Annotated in this window: 15 protein-coding genes and 1 pseudogene; 9 read left to right on the top strand and 7 right to left on the bottom strand. The window is 39.6% G+C overall.

The features are described from left to right. Nucleotides 1-405: 405 nt before the first annotated feature. Nucleotides 406-528, bottom strand: a complete 123-nt coding sequence (locus F8R90_RS33415; protein ID WP_269141753.1) for a hypothetical protein — start codon at nucleotides 526-528, stop codon at nucleotides 406-408. A gap of 71 nt (nucleotides 529-599) precedes the next feature. Further along, a pseudogene (locus F8R90_RS10815) lies at nucleotides 600-791 on the bottom strand (DUF2811 domain-containing protein); the annotation flags it as partial. A gap of 472 nt (nucleotides 792-1263) precedes the next feature. On the opposite strand from F8R90_RS10815, the gene F8R90_RS10810 reads away from it, so the two are divergent. Together F8R90_RS10810 and F8R90_RS10805 are read left to right on the top strand one after the other, a co-directional pair. Then, on the top strand, nucleotides 1264-2535 hold the full coding sequence (locus F8R90_RS10810) for an MFS transporter (protein WP_196510734.1): 1272 nt from the start codon (nucleotides 1264-1266) through the stop codon (nucleotides 2533-2535). 163 nt (nucleotides 2536-2698) lie between these two features. Further along, nucleotides 2699-3034: a hypothetical protein gene (locus F8R90_RS10805; RefSeq protein ID WP_196510733.1), complete on the top strand. Its 336-nt coding sequence runs from the start codon at nucleotides 2699-2701 to the stop codon at nucleotides 3032-3034. A 106-nt stretch (nucleotides 3035-3140) separates the two neighbouring features. Here F8R90_RS10805 and hisIE read toward each other — a convergent pair whose 3' ends face one another. Then, nucleotides 3141-3791 carry a bifunctional phosphoribosyl-AMP cyclohydrolase/phosphoribosyl-ATP diphosphatase HisIE gene (gene hisIE, locus F8R90_RS10800; protein ID WP_196510732.1) on the bottom strand — a complete coding sequence of 217 codons (651 nt, stop codon included), beginning with the start codon at nucleotides 3789-3791 and terminating at the stop codon, nucleotides 3141-3143. Between the two features lie 93 nt (nucleotides 3792-3884). Next, on the bottom strand, nucleotides 3885-4079 hold the full coding sequence (locus tag F8R90_RS10795) for a ChaB family protein (RefSeq protein ID WP_196510731.1): 195 nt from the start codon (nucleotides 4077-4079) through the stop codon (nucleotides 3885-3887). A gap of 105 nt (nucleotides 4080-4184) precedes the next feature. Between F8R90_RS10795 and hemL the strand changes: the two genes are divergently transcribed. Then, nucleotides 4185-5483 carry a glutamate-1-semialdehyde 2,1-aminomutase gene (gene hemL, locus F8R90_RS10790; protein WP_190894858.1) on the top strand — a complete coding sequence of 433 codons (1299 nt, stop codon included), beginning with the start codon at nucleotides 4185-4187 and terminating at the stop codon, nucleotides 5481-5483. A gap of 355 nt (nucleotides 5484-5838) precedes the next feature. Here the strand turns inward: hemL and F8R90_RS10785 are convergent, their stop codons facing one another. After that, a complete protein-coding gene (locus tag F8R90_RS10785) occupies nucleotides 5839-6645 on the bottom strand; it encodes a fasciclin domain-containing protein (protein WP_190894857.1) in 807 nt (268 codons plus the stop codon). A 728-nt stretch (nucleotides 6646-7373) separates the two neighbouring features. Between F8R90_RS10785 and F8R90_RS10780 the strand changes: the two genes are divergently transcribed. The 4 genes from F8R90_RS10780 (at nucleotide 7374) to F8R90_RS10765 (ending at nucleotide 12790) form a co-directional block, all read left to right on the top strand. Further along, entirely contained in the window at nucleotides 7374-8168 is a 795-nt protein-coding gene (locus F8R90_RS10780) for a glutathione S-transferase (protein WP_196510730.1), read from the top strand. Between the two features lie 67 nt (nucleotides 8169-8235). Then, nucleotides 8236-9966 (top strand): helicase HerA domain-containing protein, encoded by a 1731-nt coding sequence (locus F8R90_RS10775; protein WP_196510751.1) that lies wholly within the window; start codon nucleotides 8236-8238, stop codon nucleotides 9964-9966. Nucleotides 9967-10648: 682 nt separating this feature from the next. Continuing rightward, nucleotides 10649-11632 (top strand): RNA polymerase sigma factor, RpoD/SigA family, encoded by a 984-nt coding sequence (locus F8R90_RS10770; RefSeq protein ID WP_196510729.1) that lies wholly within the window; start codon nucleotides 10649-10651, stop codon nucleotides 11630-11632. A 456-nt stretch (nucleotides 11633-12088) separates the two neighbouring features. Beyond that, a complete protein-coding gene (locus F8R90_RS10765; protein ID WP_196510728.1) occupies nucleotides 12089-12790 on the top strand; it encodes a hypothetical protein in 702 nt (233 codons plus the stop codon). An 8-nt stretch (nucleotides 12791-12798) separates the two neighbouring features. Here the strand turns inward: F8R90_RS10765 and cobO are convergent, their stop codons facing one another. Both cobO and F8R90_RS10755 read right to left on the bottom strand, forming a co-directional pair. After that, a complete protein-coding gene (gene cobO, locus F8R90_RS10760) occupies nucleotides 12799-13476 on the bottom strand; it encodes a cob(I)yrinic acid a,c-diamide adenosyltransferase (protein WP_196510727.1) in 678 nt (225 codons plus the stop codon). A gap of 387 nt (nucleotides 13477-13863) precedes the next feature. Continuing rightward, nucleotides 13864-15135: an IS1096 element passenger TnpR family protein gene (locus tag F8R90_RS10755; protein ID WP_196510726.1), complete on the bottom strand. Its 1272-nt coding sequence runs from the start codon at nucleotides 15133-15135 to the stop codon at nucleotides 13864-13866. Between the two features lie 194 nt (nucleotides 15136-15329). Between F8R90_RS10755 and F8R90_RS10750 the strand changes: the two genes are divergently transcribed. After that, nucleotides 15330-15866: a nucleotidyltransferase family protein gene (locus tag F8R90_RS10750; protein ID WP_196510725.1), complete on the top strand. Its 537-nt coding sequence runs from the start codon at nucleotides 15330-15332 to the stop codon at nucleotides 15864-15866. Between the two features lie 173 nt (nucleotides 15867-16039). Beyond that, nucleotides 16040-21463 carry a trifunctional serine/threonine-protein kinase/ATP-binding protein/sensor histidine kinase gene (locus F8R90_RS10745; RefSeq protein WP_196510724.1) on the top strand — a complete coding sequence of 1808 codons (5424 nt, stop codon included), beginning with the start codon at nucleotides 16040-16042 and terminating at the stop codon, nucleotides 21461-21463. The last annotated feature ends 125 nt before the right edge of the window (nucleotides 21464-21588 follow it).

Here is a 21588-nt window from a genome sequence, read left to right as displayed (position 1 = left end):
GGTGCTGAGGTTGGAGTTAATAGAGGCGCACAGCTATCATTGGTGTCAATTTAATGTAAAAGTTATGTCCCGCAAGGAACCTCAGTTCCTTGCTAATAACAAAAGCCATCTCTTGATGACTAAATATACCCAAAAATCTTTAATCTACTTCAGTAGACTTTAGCTGTTAGCCTTGAACTTTAGTTCTAGGCGGGTGAGGAAGCCAACAGTTAAGCTATTTCTGACACCAATGACAGCTATGCGCCCCTACGAACGTGTTTGTATCCAAAATAAAACCGCTATACAACAAGTACTAACGGTCAACTAATATATTCAAGTCTTGCCTCAATTTTAAATCTTGCGCTATTACCAACTAGTAGTTTTGGCAACAGGAGAAACTATTGGAACCTCTTTAAGGATCAGAATCTACTGATCTTTTTTGTTGTAATATTGCCCCAACATGGCCGATCGCTTTGGATCAAAATCCCATTTATGGGGCACGGTTTGACGTGCCCCTATTAGGGCATGAGCCAGAATAACGCCGTTCATACCAGTACCTATGGGGTGTCTAGTAGATTAGCTGTTGCGGGTGAATCGATGCTGGGCATTTCTACTGTGGAGTGGTGGAACAAAGTTTCCAGATAGACTCGAGCAGCACGGCGATCGCTATCTCCATTTTGGAGTAAAAACAATGATAGCGCCGCCGTCAATACTCTGTTTTCATCCCAATCAGGATGGGTTTCTAAGTAGTTTTTTAAGGATTCGTGGAGTGTTTCGGGAATTTCAGTAAAGATGCTAACCGTTGCTTTCATGAGATTTTCCTCCTATGAGGATAATCAAGAGGGACAAGTTGCTTGCGGTAAAGCGGCTTAAGGCTACCTCACACGCTCTTTCGCTATCCCGTCAATCTACGCTTACATCTGGTGGTAATATATTTTACACATTTGATGCCAACGGTTGAACGGATTACAAAAGCAAGCCGAATCATTGTGCGCCAAGAGGGGGTGGGTTTGTCAATGCTGCGAAATGTTAAAAACGATTGTATAAAAAATAAACACGAACGAAATAATCAGCATTAGAACCGATTTTTCGTTACTTTACTTTACAAAAACTCAGCCCTTGAAGTTCCTTAGCACTGTTAATTAACAATCCCCAGTAAGACGGCAACAGCCTATTGACTCGTAGAGCACCTGTGGAAAACTGCTAAAATCCCTGTGGAAACCCTGTGGAATGAGTGAGGAAAATAGCAGCCAATGATAAGAATTACAAAAATGTCACCAAACTATGACATTTAAACTAATGAAATTAGCTTCTCAATCTCAGTTATCATCGTGGCTGCCCTCGATACATCGCCAGGTATGGATTTTCGCAATTGGTAGATTTCTGTCGGAAGTTGGCACCGGCTGTACCCTGTTTTACGCTCCGATCTTTTTTGTAAATCAAGTTGGTTTATCTGCAACCAGTGTTGGGGTAGCCTTGGGTAGCGCTTCGATTTCCGGCATTGTAGGGCGGATTGTAGGTGGTTCTTTGGCTGATTCTGGACACTGGGGACGTCGCCGCACTTTGTTGCTAGCGACGGCGATTTCAGCAATTGCTTCTCTAGTGTTAGCTGCAACCAATAATTTTACTATTTTGGTAATCGGTAGCTTGATTAGCGGTTTAGGGATAGGTTTCTATTGGCCGGCTGCTGAAGCTGTTGTTGCTGACGCTAGCCAAATTGACAATCGCCGCGAAACTTTTGCGATCGCTCGACTAGCTGATAATCTTGGGTTAGCGATCGGAATTGTGCTCGCTGGGTTTTTGATCGCGATAATTGGGAGTTATCGATGGCTATTTGTCATTGATGCCATCTCTTTTTTAGTATTTTTTGGGGTTGTCTATGTGGGAATTAGTGAAACCGAACAACAGCAGATAGGGAAATCTGAAAAGATAGAACTTTTTACTTCTTGGATTGCAGTATTAAGCGATCGCCGTTTCCTGGTGTATATAGCAGTTAATATATTCTTCACAATCTATATTTCTCAAATCCACAGCACCCTGCCGCTTTACTTCAAAAACTTTGTTATAAAAAGTACTATCGAAGGATTTGCTCAAACTACGATTAGTGTTCTATTTGCTTGGCATCTGGTGTTCGCCATCATCTGTCAGTTGCCTGTTACCAGTGTCTTAAAACGCTGCTCACACACACTCGCGCTCACTGTTTCCGCCATTCTTTGGGCAATTGGTTTTGGCCTGATTTGGGTAAGCGGCACTGCCCCATCTCATCATCTAGTTTGGGCAATATTGGCATTAGGAGTATTTGCTATGGCGATTGTTTCCTACAACCCATCTGCTGCCTCTTTAGTCACTGAGTTAGCCCCGGAAAATCAACGCGGCGTTTATTTTTCCATTAACGCTTTGTGCTGGGCTGTTGGCTCTTTTATTGGTCATCCCTTGGGTGGATGGGCATTAGATCATCCGCAAATTATTACCAATAGTTTCTGGCTATGCTTCATCTTGAGTGTGGCGATCGCTGTGGCAATTTTACAGTATCTCAATCGAATTTTGGCCGAGTAATCACCAAAATGGTATTATGCTCATGTTTAGCGATTTTATAGGGAGTTAAATCATAGTGGTACGTTGATACAACAAACGGACAAATCATTTAAATCGCTGCGATCAGGCTAAAAGTCCGATAAATTTTGATTTTTTGTTTGTTGTCATGGTGTCATAATCTACTATGAATATTCCTGCTTCGTATATCGAAAAAATTGGTGCTATCTATCCCAATATCTCTGTTGAGCATCTTGACTTTAATCAAGATGGAATGGTTAACGATGTGGTGATTGTTAATCATGAGATTGTATGTCGTTTTGCCAAAGATGACTGGGGAAAACAGGTACTTTCCCATGAAGCTAAGGTATTAGAAGTGGTGCAAAAATATGTTGAACTGCGAGTTCCCCACTTTGAACACCTGGGAGAAGGCTTTGCTAGCTATAGATTTATTAAAGGTGAACCACTATCTCGTAACACCTTGCTGAAGCTGAGTGATGCATCACAAGAGCATATCATCTAGAAAAAACGGCACACTTGCACACTTGTTTAATTTTAGAGACTGGCGAAGTTAGGGAAAAAGTTTTGTATTTACTTCCCCGACTCGCTCATTTATTTGCCTATATTATTTACTGACGACGTTCTTGCAACTTGCGATACACCGATTTCAAATCAACTTGATGGTGAGCTAAGGCAACCAAAGTATGATATAACAAATCAGCAACTTCACCTGCGATCGCATCTGCTTCATCATCCTTGAAGGCCATTACCACCTCAGCAGTTTCCTCACCAATCTTTTTCAAAATTTTGTTATCACCACCTGCGAACAATTTACAGGTATAAGAACTTTCAGTAGGATTATCGCGGCGATCGCATATTATTTGAAATAATTGCGACAATGTATCCCCTGGCGGTGGGGCAATTTTCCCTTCTATTTGGTGAAAGCAGCTGCGTTCTCCAGTATGGCAGGCAACATCTCCTAATTGTTCTACCCCTATGAGCAGCGCATCACTATCACAGTCATAACGGATACTTTGCACTTTTTGAATATGCCCAGAAGTTGCTCCTTTGTGCCACAATTCTTGCCGGGAACGGCTCCAAAACCAAGTTTCTTCAGTTTCCAAAGTCTTTTGTAACGACTCTTGATTCATCCACGCCATCATCAGGATAGTTCCATCCAAATAATCTTGGACAATTGCAGGCACCAGACCCCGTTCATCGTAGCGAATTTTCTCAACAGGGATGGTGTAATGCAGTGAGCGCGAATCGTTAGAAGACATACCAGCTAGTTTGCTCTAATGAGAATAATTTATGGATTCACGATACCATTCTGAATAGAGCAACTGGCATGTTTTTTTATTGCACTATCTTATCTAGCTCTCAACAAGAGTATTTCGTTCCATAGCAGACTGCATCTTTACAGCACTTAACGCGACTTTGTGAGCTTTTGAGGCTTCACCATACCAATGAATTGCCGAGTTAAAAGCTGCTCGGTAAAGATCCTGGTATGCTTCAGATAATCGAGTTTGAATATCTAGAGGCAAGTCTTTATTCGACTTGTATAACATATTGTTATTTTTTGGTTCAGCTATTTATATAGGATAGAAATTCTAAGCAGTTTTTGACCCTATCCTAAGATAGAGCTTTTTATTGCCCACTGTTAGGAGAGAACCTTGGTAAATACCACAATTAAAACAACAAAATCACAAGAAGTCTTCGCCGCTGCTCAAAACCTCATGCCAGGAGGAGTCAGTTCTCCTGTTCGTGCCTTTAAATCTGTGGGCGGACAACCCATCGTTTTTGATCGTGTTAAGGGCGCATATATTTGGGATATAGACGGCAACCAATACATAGACTATGTAGGTACTTGGGGCCCAGCTATTTGCGGTCATGCTCATCCAGAAGTAATTGCAGCGTTGCATGAAGCTTTAGAAAAAGGTACCAGTTTCGGTGCTCCCTCAGTCCTAGAAAATGTTTTGGCAGAAATGGTCATCGATGCCGTTCCTAGCATCGAAATGGTCAGATTTGTCAACTCTGGAACTGAAGCCTGTATGGGAGTTTTGCGACTAATGCGGGCTTTTACAAAACGAGACAAAATCATCAAGTTTGAAGGGTGCTACCACGGACACGCCGATACTTTTCTAGTGAAGGCAGGTTCTGGTGTTGCGACACTTGGCTTGCCAGACTCACCAGGAGTTCCGAAAGCGGCAACTAGCACCACTCTAACCGCGCCTTTCAATGACCTAGAATCTGTCAAAGCGTTGTTTGAAGAAAACCGTGACGAGATTGCTGGCGTTATTCTTGAGCCAGTTGTTGGTAATGCTGGATTTATTGCACCTGACGCGGGTTTCCTAGAAGGATTACGGGAACTAACTCATGAGCATGGAGCGTTATTGGTATTTGATGAAGTGATGACAGGCTTCCGTATTGCTTACGGTGGCGCTCAAGAAAAATTTGGCGTTACTCCCGATTTAACAACCTTGGGTAAGGTGATTGGTGGTGGTTTGCCAGTAGGAGCTTATGGCGGTCGTCGAGATATTATGTCAATGGTTGCTCCGGCCGGCCCCGTATATCAAGCTGGGACTCTTTCTGGTAATCCTTTGGCGATGACTGCTGGTATTAAAACTTTAGAATTGTTGCAAAAGCCAGGTACTTACGACTATCTTGAGCGGATTACTAAAAAGCTAGCAGATGGTTTGCTGCAAATTGCTAAAGAAACTGGTCATGCAGCTTGTGGCGGTCAAATCAGCGCGATGTTTGGTTTATTCTTTACCTCTGGCCCAGTTCATAACTACGAAGATGCGAAAAAGTCTGATACAGCTAAATTCGGACGCTTCCATCGGGGTATGTTAGAGCGTGGTATTTACTTAGCACCCTCTCAATTTGAAGCTGGGTTTACCTCTTTTGCTCACACCGAAGAAGACATTGAGCAGACTTTAGCGGTTGCACGGGATGTAATGTCTAGTCTGTAATGCAAACCTAGTCAAAGTAGGGGAGCAAATGCATCGCGGTGAGTCTAGCACTGTAGAAGCACAGTAATGCTCATACGTGTCAACTTAAGTTAAAACTCCTTTAAAACCTTGTTCCCAGTCGGAGACTGGGAACGAGATAAAAGCTTTTAGACTAGCTTTCACGTTAAGTTGACACCAATGCCTTGAAGACAGATATGGTTTGTCAAACCACTCATATTTGCTCTTGCGTGTCAATGAGTAAGTCATGCAATGTTCTTACAAAAAAACCGTCCAAAACTAGCATCTGAACGGAATTTTTTCGTATTAATATTTAATGCCAACCTAGTCTTCTACAGGTTGCACTGATACCGAAAAACTACAAATCAGGAGGTAAAATAACCTGATCAATTGCGTGGATTACACCGTTGCTGCCTGTGATATCTGCCTGAGTAACTTTAGCATCATTGACAGTTACACCAGTAGCAGGATCAACTTTAACGTTGATTGCGCCGCCTTCAAGGCTTTTAACTTCACCAGATTTCAAATCAGTGGACAATACCTTACCAGACACTACATGGTAAGTTAAAATCTTGAGCAATACTTCTTTGTTGTCTGGTTTTAACAATTCTTGCAAAGCATCTTGTGGCAACTTAGCAAAAGCTGCATCAGTGGGTGCAAAAATAGTTAAGTTATCTTTGCCTTGCAAAGCCCCAGTCAACCCTGCTGCCTTTAAAGCCTTAGTTAAGGTGGTAAAAGAAGCATTTGACTCTGCCAACGCTAACAAGTTTTTACCTTGATTGTCAGTTGCCCCTGGCCCTGGTGGAGTTGTAGTAGGTGTCTCAGTGGGTTGAGTTTCTGGGGTACTACGTGGGGTGCGGGGTGTTGGTTCACTAGGTGTAGCACTACCGCCCCGGTTATAAGGAGGCTCGTTGAAAATACTTGGTCTGGGATTTGTTTTACCACTTTGCTGCGCTACTTGTTGGCGTTTGGTATTGCCTTTTTCTATTGGGGAAGCGTTTGCTTCAAGCCGTTGACCCTGATTATAAGGGGCTTCGTTGAAAATACTGGGGTTAGGATTTAGTGCGGATTTCGCATCAGATGGTAAGGTAATGAGAAGGTTGAAACTAGTAAATCCTGCTATGCCTGCCAACGTGGTCAGCAATTTGCTGTAATTTGTCTTCATAAATTTTGTTTGTCTTTTTTGTCCACACATTACATAAAGATTTATAACATTTTGCTATGCACAAAATCTAACCGAAGAGGGAAGTAACATTATTCCTCCGAAGAGTTTGTGTTGACGAGGTTAAATATATAACCCCGACTAACGCTTAACAGATGAAATATACTTAGCATACATTTCATGTAAATTGAGCAGATTTTCTCCATCACACCAAAAGGAGTTAAAAAGTCTCACTTGGTATATCGTAAATTCTAAGAAAGTGGAAAAATCTCACATTTACAAGTTATGAATTATGACAAGCTTTGTTACAGAGTTTACCCAAGGTAAGCTTTTATACGAATTTATATATGACTTAATAGTTGCTAAAAAACCTGAGTTATATATGTGACAGGGCTACGGTGCCAAAATCCTCATTAATTGACTCAGTAAAAGTACATAAATTAAGTACTTAAATATCTTAAGTAGGCTAACCAGTTACGGAAATTAAAGTAACTGCTGAAGACTAAGACTTAGGGGTTCAATTGTTTTATGTATACCCAATTAAATTATTTAATTATTTGATAACTCAGAAAATAATATTTTTTCAATCGAGAATTTTTCTATAAACTCAGGTATAAGTTCAATCCTAATGTCAATTAGATAGATAATAAGCAACTAATGTTAAGAAAAATTACTTTAACTAAAGATACAATTGTAAAGTTAAGAAGTTGACCAGTTATAAGGTAGACAACATGTTGGAATTATACCAATGGGAACTATCTCAATACTCAGAGAAAGTGCGCCTAATTCTAGATTTTAAAGGACTAGATTACCGCAAAATAGAGGTTACGCCTGGTATTGGGCAAGTAGAACTGTTCCGGCTGACTGGTCAGAAACAAGTCCCAGTATTAAAGGATCGGAATAAGTATATTGCGGATTCTACGGAAATAGCTAAGTATTTAGACTTAGAATATCCCGATCGCCCGATAATACCGCAAGACCCTAAAAAACGGGGTTTAACTTTATTAATAGAAGAATGGGCTGATGAGTCCATAGGTATCAAAGGTCGCAAAGCACTATTTGCAGCCATAAGTCAAGATCAAAATTTCCGCAAGTCTTTATTACCCACCTCAACACCAGATATATTTAAAAGTCTGGTTGAAGGAGTACCTGCTGACTTACTGACAGTGATGGGTTTTGGCGTAGGTTATAGTCCAGATGTGATAAAGTCAGCGATCGCATCCTTAAAACAAGACTTGGAAGCGGTAACGTTATTATTGGCAGATAGTCCTTATTTAACAGGAGATGAGCCGACTTTAGCTGACTTGGCAGTGGCTGGCTTATCGATATTGCTCAAGTTCCCATCTGGCCCCTATCTGGATTTACCAGCTTCTATTAGAGGTAAAGGATTGCCAATCTTTGCAGAGAATATAGATTATGAACCATTCTTTAGCTGGCGCGATCGCCTTTATGCTCAATTCCGTAAACCATTAATCAGTACCACTCCACCAACGGGAAGTGCGCCAACTTCAATTCAGATTGACTAAGTAATGGGGCATTAGGCATTGGGCATGGGGGAAAATAACTAATGACTAATGACTAATGACTAATAAAATGAATTCGGGACAGCCATTAGGTTCGGTTATTCAAGGTTCTCTAACTGAAGGTTTAGAAGTACGATTGCATCCTGACATTTCTGTGGAAGATATGCGGGTAGGTAAGTTCCTCGTTGTGCAAGGGATGCGATCGCGTTTTTTTTGTATGCTGACAGATGTAGCATTGGGAGCTGCTAATGCCCGAATTATTGCAAATCCCCCCAGTTGGGAAGACACTTTTTTACGAGATGTTTTAGCCGGAAGTGGTACATACGGTACTATCAACCTCGCACCGATGTTGATGTTCACTCCTGAATCGGAAGAATCTTTCTCCCCCACAAATGGCAAATCCACAAACCCCTTCCTCCCATCGGTGACGGGCTTGGCTTCATTTGTGCCCCAAACCAGTACTACGATGGAATTGTTGCCTGTTAAAACTATTCCTAGCCACTTTAGTCAAGTTTACGAAGCAAGTGTTGACGATTTTCGCCGGGTATTTGGTTGGGAAGATGACCCCCAGAGGCGCAATTTTTCTATCGGCAAACCTTTGGACATGGATGTGCCCGTTTGCATCGATTTAAATCGCTTCGTGGAACGGAGTAATGGGGTTTTTGGGAAATCTGGTACTGGAAAATCCTTTCTAACACGGTTACTTTTAGCTGGTGTTATCCGTAAAAATGCGGCAGTAAACTTGATTTTTGATATGCACTCTGAGTATGGCTGGGAAGCTGTTGCAGAAGGGAAGAACGTAAATACAGTTAAGGGTTTAAAGCAACTATTCCCCAGCAAGGTAGAAGTTTACACCCTCGACCCGGAATCGACAAAGCGCCGGGGTGTGCGTGATGCTCAAGAACTCTATCTGAGTTACGAGCAAATTGAAGTTGAAGATATTAAGTTATGTAGTCGAGATTTAGGACTCTCTGACGCAGCCCTGGATAACGCCAATATTCTATATAGCGAGTTTGGCAAATCTTGGATTGTCCAGTTGCTGAATATGACTAATGAAGAAATCGAGATGTTTTGCGACGAGAAGCGCGGACACAAAGGCTCGATTATGGCATTGCAGCGCAAACTCCTGCGGATGGATAGCTTGAAGTACATGCGAGCGGTTTGCCCTCAGAATTATATTAGTAAAATTGTCCAGTGCCTGGAATCTGGGAAGAATGTTGTGATAGAATTTGGTTCCCAGTCTAATATGCTCTCTTATATGTTGGTGACGAATATGATCACCCGACGTATTCACGAGCATTACGTCAAGAAAGCAGATAAATTCCTGCAAAGCAAAAACCCGAGCGATCGCCCGACGCCATTGATGATTACCATTGAAGAAGCGCACCGTTTCCTTGACCCGGCTATCGTCCAAAGCACTATCTTTGGGACTATTGCCCGTGAACTGCGGAAGTACTTTGTCACACTTTTGGTAGTTGATCAACGTCCATCAGGAATAGATAATGAAGTTATGTCCCAGATCGGGACTCGCATTACCGCTTTGCTTAATGACGAAAAAGACATTGACGCGATTTTTACGGGTGTATCTGGTGGTAGCGGACTGCGATCGGTATTGGCAAAGTTAGACTCTAAGCAACAGGCTTTAATTTTGGGTCATGCTGTTCCGATGCCAGTAGTAGTGCGTACCCGTCCTTACGATGCAACTTTTTACGAAGAAATTGGTGAACCAGCCTGGGAAGAAAAACCTGACGCAGAAGTATTTGCCGCTGCTGAACTCGCCAAAGCTGACCTTGGATTTTAGATTGTCATTTGTCAGTTGTCCTACCCTGCGGGAAGCCGCTGGTGCGTCTATGTCCTTTGCAAATGAACAATGCTTCTCTACGAACGCGAACAGCGTGTCGGACACAGAGATTGCGCCAACGACTTACCTCGGTTTTGCTCGGCACGAGTCACTCAGTACAAATGACAAATGACCAATGACCAATGACTAATGCCCAATTCGTAACATCCCTCCATCCTCACAGCAAATTTAGTTCGGTTATCCGGCTAGTTTTTGGCAACAGAAGAGGAGTTTTTAGCGTCACTATAGATATAGTCAGTAATTTCAAGGAAGTTTAATTTTTTTTGCAAACGGGCAACTTTGAATTATAATTAGAAGCTTTATCTTAAGATACTTTACTATCTGCCTGATTTATCGTACTATAAAGCTAAGTGGAACTCATACCGACTTCGGATTTTCAGCCACTGTCAGTAACTGCCTAAAGAAGAATTCTCAAAAACAACCAGCGTGCTTATATAAAGATTGAAAATTTAGGAAAGGTAGGGGAACCTATCATTGGGGGCTTACCGTCTGGACAACGGCTGCATCAATTGATAATTACTTTTGATAGCTTCCGATATTTTGTGATAGATTTACTACCTTTCCCTAACCATTTTAGTAAGAAAATATACTTTGTGTTTACGGAGTAGAGGAAAACGCACCAATGCCTACTGTCAACACCCAAACGGAAAACCTCAATACCAAATTCACGGCTGATATGGTGCGAACCTATCTGCGGGAAATTGGTCGTGTACCACTGTTAACCCGTGAACAAGAGATTGTCTATGGGAAGCAGGTACAACAAATGATGAAGTTCATCGACGCCAAAGAAGCTTTGGCGAAGCAATTGCACCGCGAACCGAATATGTCAGAGTGGGCTGATCATGTTCAACAATCGGAAACCGAGGTGCAACAAACGGTGGCGCAAGGTAAACGGGCAAAGCAAAAAATGATCGAAGCGAATTTACGCTTGGTTGTTGCTATTGCTAAAAAGTACCAAAAGCGGAATATGGAATTTCTGGATTTAATCCAGGAAGGAACACTAGGATTAGAGCGGGGTGTTGAGAAATTTGACCCAATGAGGGGTTATAAGTTCTCAACTTACGCTTACTGGTGGATTCGCCAAGCGATTACCCGAGCGATCGCTCAACAAGGTCGCACCATCCGGTTACCGATCCATATCACTGAGAAATTGAATAAAATCAAGAAAGTGCAGCGCGAATTGGCTCAAACCTTGGGGCGATCGCCCACTCCAGCGGAAATTGCCAAAGAACTGGAATTAGAACCTGCTCAGATCCGCGAGTACCTGAACATGGCGCGTCAACCAGTGTCTTTGGATGTTAAAGTTGGCGATAACCAGGATACTGAGTTGCAAGAAATGCTCGAAGATAGCGGCCCATCGCCAGAGTATTACACCAACCAGGAATTTTTACGCCAAGACTTGAACAACCTGCTAGCAGAGCTAACTCCACAACAGCGAGAAGTTTTAGCCCTACGCTTTGGTTTAGAAGATGGTAACGAAATGTCATTGGCGAAAGTTGGTGAGAGATTGAATCTCAGCCGTGAACGCGTCCGCCAGTTAGAACATCAAGCTTTGGCTCATCTGCGTCGCCGTCGTGCCAATGTTAAAGAATACGTTGCTAGCTAAAACGAGAGACGCAAAATGCCGCGTCTCTAAACCACCTTGGTGATGCGCCTCCTGAATTCAGGGGGCGATTTTTTTATGCTGATAACCAGGGAAAATATTTAGATTTCACATTTCACACTGTATTTATACGGTGATGCATCTGAGAAAATAGTGTCAGTAATTTTTATTTATTAAAAAGTAAAAAACAAAATGCCAAAAAACGATGTTAATTGAGAACCTTTAATTTCTGATTAACCTCACCCAATGGGATGAATCTATTGGATGAAGAATAAAGACTCTAACTGATGGTAATCTAAGATTGTTGAACTAAATTAAATAAAAACTTTAGTTTTTGACAGTTTTCTTTTTTGGACAATAGTAATATAAGTCGTTAACAAAGTCTTTGACAATTAAGACTTGGTTATGATTTAAGTAAGTTCTAGAGAACTTAGTTATTTTTTTAACAGGAGAAGTAGGGTGCTTAACAACCTTCATCAGTTCTTATCTCCCCGTCAGTGGGGAATTTCCCTCGCGGGCTTAGGCTTACTTCTCGGTTTGGGCTGTATAGCCAAGCAAACTCAAGTAGTATCAGTTACAGATTCTCCATTATCATCGGCTCAGATTCAGAAAACCTCCGAAAACTCTCTTTTGTCGCAGCTAAGAAGAGTTAGAGAGCAGAGAAGTCAACTGAATGCAGCTTCTGGAGATAGAGGGCTTTTTGTCCATAAGAGCGGAAAAACATTACCTACAACCACAGCGTTGGTTCCAAGTTCTCAGGGAGCTACAAAAGGGACAGAAGTTTTACCAAAAGCAGTTTTTCCTGTAAAAGATGGGGTTTACCTCTATGGTCAATCCCCAAAATCTAACCAGCTTGGTCAAGGTTACATCATATTTCAAAAGCAGCAGAATAAGGTAACGGGTGCATTGTATATGCCCCAATCAGAGTTTAATTGTTTTCAGGGTACACTCAACCCATCAGGAGAGTTGGCGATGACGGTTAATACTTCGTCAAATGAAGCCAGTTCTGCTCAGTCGAATCAGGTAGCTGCAAGCAATAGATTGCCTCAAGTCGGTGAAGATGAGTTAAACTCTTATGCTTACTCGGTGGCTTTGCAAGACTTTCATCGCTTAAATTCCATCACTGCTAGCGATCGCCGCACGTTGCAAATGTGCAAATAATCTTCAAGTTAATACTCAATTCCTGGTTGCGCTTTAACGCCTTGATCGCGGAAAGGGTGCTTAACTAGGGTCATTTCCGTTACGAGGTCAGCACGCTCAATTAAAGCAGCTGGTGCGCCTCTACCTGTCAGAATAACGTGCTTATTAGCTGGTTTTTGCGCCAAACCTGCTAAAACATCATCCACTTCTAAGTAAGACATTTTGAGGGCAATATTGATTTCATCCAACAACACCAGATGAAAGTCTGGGTTGCGGATGTATTCTAATGATTTCTCCCACGCGGCGCTAGCTTTATCAAGATCGCGATCGCGGTCTTGAGTTTCCCAGGTGAAGCCTTCGCCCATTGCGTGAAATTCTATCTGGTCTTCCCAATAACTGAAAACCCTTTTTTCTGAAGGTTCCCAGCTACCTTTGATAAATTGGATGATCGCAACTTTATACCCGTGACCAAGCGATCGTAACACCATCCCCAAAGCCGCAGTAGTTTTACCTTTACCATTACCAGTATTTACAATAATTAATCCTTTTTCTGGTACAGCTTGTGCTATGCGTTGATCCTGTACTTCCTTACGCCGCTGCATCTTTTTGCGATACTGTTCATCAGTCAGAGATGAAGACATTACTTCATCAATCAAGCGTCCAATCTCTTGGTCTTGGTTTAAATCTTGTGGTGTATCGTTTTTCATCAACCTTGTGTGCAAATAACTGTTAAAACTTTCGAGAATGAACTGAAATTAAGTTTATTATCCAATTTTACCTAAATTACATAATTCGATATGTCCAGTAAGATTTTACGGGAAAATATTGATACCGTGTTAGCTGTTTTTCACATCATTGTCAGATAACTAAGTAAAACTCTATGATATACAAACTCAGCTTATAATTTGAGTTCAATATTGATATTTTAAATAATTTAATAGGTTTATTAAATCACTTTACTGATAAAATTCTGTCTTTTACTTCGACAGCTCAGTTGGGTAAAATAAAAATTATTATCTTATCACTTATTTAGAAAGTGACATTAATTTTACTAGGGGTACTTTTATATAAATCGAGTTACTAAAACAGTATAATTACTCTCCCTCATCATCATCTGATTCATCATCTTCACTCCAATACTGTTGAGGTGCATTTCCGTGAACTTCTAAAATCTTTGGTTTTTTGATTTTATTATCAGGCGGATTAATTGCTTCTAACTGTACATCAAATTTCCAGCTGTCACCAAAATCATAAAGATAGGTCATTTTAGCACCTAGTTCTAAAGACAAGTCACCAATCTGCACTTGGTCTGCAAATGGGGGGATTTCCATATAGGGATGACCTATTTTGATTGTGCGACCAAAACGGTCTTTATAACTAAACTCATATAAGTGGTCATAGTCAAAATCAAAAGCATCGAGAATTGTCTCTGCTAGCCAGCATAGTGGTTTTTTTGCTGGTACGGCAATGCTTCTCCAAGCTTGAAAAATAGACACTTTAAAAATATAAATACCATTAGTGAAGCCTTGTTTTGGAACGAATAAATTATGCTCCCACTCTGGAAAAAATGGTTGTAAATGTGGCTGCAATTTTCCAAAATTCACATTTACATCATCTTGTAATTCTCCTCGTATCCCTAGCGGAAATAGTAGTTGCAAAAGAGCATCACCAAAGGGCAAGCGTTGTAAACTAGTAATGCGCCACCCTTTGCCTTCTTGTGGTTTCCCTTGCTTGATTGATATCAATCCAAATAACTCTAATAGAGCAACATTATGCAGACCAGGGTCATAACTAATATTGTGTTGGTCTTCATATTTAGGAAACTTTAAACATTTATCTGGAACGCGGGGCCAAAGTTGAATACATCTAAATAAATTACCGAATGAGTCTTGATGCTCACCCAAAATTTCGTTATTTCCCCAAATTAACCAGGCTTCTAATAAGTTGAAATAGCGTTCTGTTGAGTTGAGATTTGACCATGATTCTAAGGTAGCTGCGTCTAATACTAAAATTTGCTTCTTACCTTGGGATCTAATTTGGGCTATCCCAGAACTGCGTAATAACAAATATAGTCCATTAATGTAGGGGTATGATTTCTGTACAGGGCGTTTGAGTTTAATTTCAATTGGGTGACTTAACCGAGAATTAACTTCCGATAGTACTTTAAGTGGTAAAAGGTTATTAACACTACTAACTTCCACTCCATTTGGTTGCAAGAAATCTATCAAAGTTTGAAAATCATGCAGAATCGTACCGGGTTGATTTTCATCAATGCTAAGTTCTTGTAGAAGTTTTTGTTGTGACTCTGTTAGAGAAGGCAGTTCAGGATTGAGTGTGCGTTCTAGTCGTGCGAATAAATCTTCCATAGATAAAAATTCTAAATTCTAAATTCACCATTTACCCTTCCGTAAAATCCTGTTCTCTTTATACTATGACTTCAGCAGTTACCCTAAAAATATTGACCTGCCAAGTGTCATAGCAGGACTATCAACACCGTAAGCTTAATGAAATGTGAATAATAATATTTTCACCTTCTACTTGACAATTTCAGGAATTTGATATGAATAGTAACACTCGTCTACAGATGATTTTAACTGATACACGTATTAATACAGTATTACCTGCGATCGCTCAACTAAATTTACCTAACTGGTGGTTAGCCGGGGGTGCAGTCCGAAACACAGTTTGGTCTTCAATTTTTGGTAATGAGTGTGGGTTAGGTATTAAAGATTTTGATATTGCATTCTTTGATATAGAGGGAAACCGTTCTCAGGAACTAGCAGCAAAGGCGACTCTTACAGAACAATTTCCTCATGACCAGTTTGATGTCAAAAATCAAGCCAGTTTTGCTCGTTGGCGGCTTGGTAGCAGATCCTACACTAGTACAGAGGATGGCATCACAGATTGGCTGCACACTGCTACTGCTGTGGGAGTTCGGCTAGATACACAAGGCCAATGGCAATTTTTTACTCCTTATGGGTTAGATGACTTATTTGATGGCATTATTCGACCTACGCCAGCACATACTCATAACCTAGATGCTCACAATAAGGCTTCTGGGTTTTTACAGAAGTGTCCTTATCTGCGGTTAGCGTAAAAGTTACAGTCGGGCTGTAGACATTGGTTTTTGTTACAAGGTTAATTTATAACCCTTAGATACGGGAGCTCAATGTTAATAATTTTCTACGTACTGGGAATAATTAAAATAGAGCCCCTTTGATGACAAGACAAGGGGTGATGCTAATTTTGTAACTTGATAGTCAAAAATCAATGCCAAATCGTACTGGATACCAAATCAACTCGACTCTCCATGAAGGAATCCAAACAATTATTTATCAAACACAAACCCCAAAGACGCAACAGCGAGTTATCCTCAAGTTGCTTAAAAATGAATACCCAACCCTCGAAGCCTTTACTCGCCTTAAAAATGAGTATCAAATTCAGCAAACTTTAGACCATCCCAATATAGTTAAAGCAATTAGTTTGGAAACCTTTGATAATCGTGTAGGACTGTTGTTAGAAGACTTTGGTGGTCAATCTTTAGATCAACTTCTACAGACAGAAAATTTTGACTTAATCAAGCATTTAAACATTGTTATTCAACTGACAAAAGCTCTAGGTTATTTGCATAAGCACCAGATTATTCATAAAGATATCAAACCTAGTAACATTATCATTAACTCCCAGACAGGTATTGTTAAACTCACTGACTTTGGTATAGCCTCCCGCCTCAATAAAGAAAATCCTCAGTTTACTAACCCTAACTGCGTTGAAGGCACACTTGCCTATATGTCTCCTGAACAAACTGGGAGAATGAATCGCATTATCGATTATCGCACTGACTTTTATTCTCTTGGTGTGACTTTGTATGAAATGCTCACTAAGAAAACACCATTTTTTAGCCAAGACACCCTAGAAATAGTTTATAGTCACATTGCTGTTCAACCAATAAAACCGCAGACATTAAATCCAAAAATTCCTGCCGTCGTCTCAGAAATTGTCATGAAGCTGATGGCGAAAAATGCGGAAGACAGATATCAAAGTTCCACAGGATTATTAGCAGACTTAGAATTATGTCTCAACCAGTTAGAAACTAAGGGTACAATTAATGATTTTGTTCCAGGTCGTTTAGATATCTTAAGCCAGTTATTAATCCCACAAAAATTATATGGTCGTGAAGAACAAGTTAATGAACTCTTAGCTGCATTTGAGCGCGTTACATCTGGAACTAGTGAAATGATGCTAGTCTCTGGTTATTCTGGTATTGGCAAATCAGTTCTAGTCAACGAAGTTAATAAACCCATTACTCGCAGACAAGGTTACTTTATTTCTGGTAAATTTGATCAATTAAAGCGAAATATCCCTTATGCTTCTTTAATTCAAGCTTTTGCTTATTTAATGCGGTATTTGCTGACTGAAAATAATGAAAAAATAGAAACATGGCGGAATAAAATTCTATCAGCTTTAGGAACAAATGGAAAAGTTATTACTGAGGTAATTCCAGAAGTAGAGCTAATCATTGGTACACAGCCTGAAATTGCCCAAATTGGTGCAACGGAATCACAAAATCGCTTCAACCATGTTTTTAAAGAATTTATCCAAGTTTTTACCCAAAAAGAACATCCTTTAGTCATCTTTTTAGATGATTTACAATGGGCAGATTCAGCTACCTTGAATTTAATTCAACTGCTCATAACTGATACAGACAGCAAATATCTGTTATTTATTGGGGCATATAGAGATAATGAAGTTAGTCCGGCACATCCTTTAATCCAAAAAATAGAAGAAATTAAAAAGAGTGGCACGGTTGTCAATAATATTGTCTTGCAACCTTTAAATTTAGGGAATGTGACTCAATTAGTTGCAGAAACTCTACAGGACACAGAAGTTAATTATGATTCCGAAAACAGAGTATTTGATAATCAAATTATCAAACTAGCTGAATTAATTTCTAATAAAACAGGCGGCAACCCATTTTTTATAACACAACTAATTCAAGCACTTCATCAAGAAAAACTTTTAACATTTGATTTCATTAATGCTAAATGGCAATGGAGCTTAGAGGATATCCAATCAATCGGAATTACCGATAAAAATGTAGTTGAACTGGTTGCAAGTCGAGTTCAAAAGCTACCAAAGCTCACCCAAGATGTTTTAAAACTAGCGGCTTGCGTGGGTGACAGATTTAGCTTGGATGTTTTATCAATAGTCAATGAAAAATCGGCTTCTTTGACGGCAAATGATTTACACTCGGCTTTGCAAGCAGGATTAATTCTGCCTTTAAGTGAGGCTTACCGCATTCCTTTGGTTTTTAATCAAGAAGAAGCGGTCAATTTAAATTTCGACACTTCACGGGTGGGTTACAAGTTCTTGCATGACAGAGTACAACAAGCAGCATATTCGTTGATTCCAGAAGAACTAAAGAAATCTACTCACCTGAAAATTGGACAATTGCTTCTACAAAATATACCTAAAGAGGAAATAGAAGCTAATATTTTTGATATTGTCAATCAGTTGAATGTAGGTATTGTTAACCTGATAGAGCAATCTGAGAAAACTGATTTGGCACAATTAAATTTAATTGCAGGGCGAAAAGCTAAAGCTTCTACAGCTTACGAAGCTGCTCTTAAGTACTTCACAAATGGGATAGAACTTTTAAATATAGACGCTTGGCAAACTGAATATACCTTAACCATAGGTTTATATGAAGGAGCCGCAGAGGCAGCCTATCTGGGCGGTAATTTTGAGCAGATGCAACAATGGGCTGAGGTGGCGCAGCAAGAAGCCAAAATCCTTTTAGATAAAGTTAAAGTCTATGAAGTACAGATTATCGCTTCTATTATTCAAAGCAAACAACTAGAAGCCATCAAAATAGCAGTATCAATTCTACAATTGTTAGGAATAAATTTTCCAGATGAACCGACATCATCTGATTTTCAGCAGGGGATGGATGAAATCGCTGCTTCTTTGAAAGGGAAAGCCATTGCAGATTTAATTAACTTACCATTAATGACCGACCCTAACAAGATTGCAGCTATGAGAATCTTAATGGGGGTTCTCCCTGCGGCTTTTCAAACTGCTCCTGCAATGATGCCAATTATTGTCTGTAAAATGGTCAATTTGTCCTTAAAGCATGGCAATACGGCTGTATCTGCCTATGGTTATAGTCTTTATGGATTAATTCTTTGTGGAGTTCAAGGAGAAATTGATTCTGGCTATGAATTTGGTAAGTTGGCTTCAAGTCTAGTGTCACAATTTGATTCTCAAGAACTCAAGGCTAAGATTCTGACGGTTGTCAGCGCTCATGTTATGCATTGGAAAGAGCATGTTAGGGAAACACTAACATCATCAATGGCAGGATATTCTAGTGGACTAGAAACCGGAGATTTAGAATATGCTGGCTATTGTGCTTACATTTATCCCTACCATTCATTTTGGCTGGGTAAGGAACTTTGGGTTCTGGAAAAAGAACTGGTAGCTTACTGTGAATCACTGAAAAAAATTAACCAACAAGTAGCTTTAACTTGGAACTCAGTATATTTACAAACAGTTTTAAACTTGAAAGGGAATTTTGAAATTGCGGACTGTTTAATTGGAGAAGCCTACGACGAGCAAACTATGCTGCCAATTCATCAGCAAGTAAATGATCTCTACACAATTAATCATTTATTTGTTAATAAACTAATGCTTTCTTACATATTTGGAGAGTATTTTAAAGCTGTAGAAAACGCTGCGATCGCAGAAAAATCTTTAGGTGGTGTTACAGGGTTGTTTGTTGTTCCACTGTTCTATTTTTATGATTCTTTAGCCCATTTGGCAATATATCATACTGCTAAAGAGTCTGAGCAGCAAGCTATTCTGGAAAAAGTCCAAGCTAATCAGCAAAAGATGGAACTCTGGGCTAATCATGCTCCAACGAATCACTTACATAGATTTTATCTCGTGGAGGCAGAACGTTATCAGGTTTTGGGTCAAAAGCTTGAAGCAATGGACTACTATGAAAACTCTATTGCAAAATCTCAAGAAAATGGTTTTCTCCAAGAGGAAGCTTTAGCCTATGAGTTAGCAGGAAAATTTTATCAATCTTTAGGTAAAGAGTTAATTCATCAAACTTATATAACTAAAGCTTATTATGCCTATATTCGTTGGGGTGCGATCGCTAAAGTTAAATACTTAGAATCAAAGTATGTTTTTCTAGTAGGACAAACTAATACGATAGAAACTACTACTTCAAAAATAGATACAATTCACCTTACCACTACCACGACTACTAATAGCAGCTTGAGTGATTTTTTGGATTTTAATGCATTCATCAAGTTTTCGCAAGCGATTACCAATGAAATTATTTTAGAAAATTTGTTGAGCAAGCTAATCAAAATTTTACTAGAAAATGCTGCTGCACAAAAAGCAGTACTACTTCTACTTAAAGATAATCAACTATATATCGAAGCTTCTGGAAATCTTGCTGACAATGTAGTGACAGTTTTACGCTCTATTCCTGTTGAAACCTATCAGGATTTACCGCTCTCTGTAATTAATTACGTTTTTCGAACTCAGCAATATCTTGTATTAAATGATGCAGTAGCTACAGAACCTTTTAACCTTGATACTTATATTCAGGAATCTAAAATAAAATCAATCTTTTGCTTGCCCATTATTTACCAATCACAGCTTACAGGTATTATTTATTTAGAAAATCAGATATCATCAGGAGCTTTTGTCCCAGAAAGGGTAGAGGTATTAAAAGTCTTGGTTTCTCAAATGGCTATTGCCATACAAAATGCCCGATTGTACACAAGAGAACAAGACAAATCTAGAGAATTAGAACAGTTAATAAAAGATTTTCAAGAGGCACAACTACAACTTATCCAAAGTGAAAAAATGTCTTCTTTGGGTAATTTAGTAGCAGGTGTAGCACACGAAATAAACAATCCGGTTGCTTTTATTACAGGTAGTATATTCCAAGCAAAAGATACTGTTAAAGATTTAATAGGGCATCTGCAACTGTACCGAGAAAAGTTCCCAAATCCTGGTGCTGAAATTGAAGAAAAAGCCGAAGAAATAGATATAGATTTCCTGCTAGAAGATTTACCAAAAATGATTGATGGTATGACAGTAGGGACACAGCGCATTCGTAATATTAGTACTTCCCTTCGTACTTTTTCAAGGGCTGATACTACCTCTAAAGTATTAGCTAATATCCATGAAGGTATTGATAGTACTTTATTGATTTTACAGCATCGGCTAAAGGCTGATCATAATCGTCCGGCAATTCAAATCATTAAGCAGTACGAAAATATCCCACTAGTCAAATGTTATTTAGGACAATTGAATCAGGTGTTTATGAATGTTATTGCAAATGCAATTGATGCTTTAGAAGAAGCAAATATTGGTCGTAGTTTTATAGAAATTCAAGACAATCACCCTAATACTATTACTATCTTAACTAAGATAGATGAAGATAATAATCTGATAATTAAGATTCAAGATAATGCTAAGGGGATGTCAGAAGAGGTTAAAGCCTGTATCTTTGAAAATTTATTTACTACTAAATGTGTAGGAAAAGGTACAGGATTAGGATTATCTATTAGTCGCCAAATTATAGTAGAAAATCACGGTGGAAGTTTGATTTGTGAATCAGTGTTGGGACAAGGAACAGAATTTATAATTTCTATTCCCGTTTTGGGAGAATAATTTCTCACGCTAGAGACCCATTAGCAAAGCTATATCCGCAGATACGCAACTTTTCAAATAAGTCGTGTATTTCTCATATCACGAATGTTTAAATATTGCTATAGTAACTCTATTTTAGTTGGAAA

This window comes from Nostoc sp. NZL, assembly GCF_015714705.1.
GTDB lineage: Bacteria > Cyanobacteriota > Cyanobacteriia > Cyanobacteriales > Nostocaceae > Nostoc > Nostoc foliaceum_A.
Note: the sequence above shows the minus strand (reverse complement) of the source record. Positions and strands in the feature narration are given on the sequence as shown.